A 330-nucleotide genomic window follows, 5' to 3' on the forward strand; every position below is an offset into this window, starting at 1 on the left:
GGACGACGAGGCGGCGGAAGCGGGCCATCCACGCGAGGGTGCGTTCGACGACCCAGCGATGGCGGCCAAGCCGCTTGCTGCTGTCGATGCTGGGGCGGGCGATGCGCGGCGTGATGCCTCGCTTGCGCAAGGCCTGCCGGACTGGGCGGCCACGGTAGGCCTTGTCGGCGTGCAGCTTCTTCGGGCGGCGGCGTGGTCTGCCGCGCCGTCCGCCGCTGACCGGCGGCACGGCGTCGAGCGTGGCCTCGGCCAGCTTGCTGTCGTGGCGGTTGGCCGGGCCAAGCGTCAGGCCGAGCGGCGTGCCCTCAGCATCTGCGAGGACGCTGTGCT

Annotated in this window: 1 protein-coding gene; it reads right to left on the reverse strand. The window is 73.6% G+C overall.

Annotated features, from left to right (window positions below):
* Window positions 1–330 (reverse strand): transposase (locus tag G3576_RS31070; RefSeq protein ID WP_164698345.1); only part of this gene is annotated, 330 nt, incomplete at both ends.

It is taken from the genome of Falsiroseomonas algicola, assembly GCF_011040385.1.
Taxonomy (GTDB): Bacteria; Pseudomonadota; Alphaproteobacteria; order Acetobacterales; family Acetobacteraceae; genus Falsiroseomonas; species Falsiroseomonas algicola.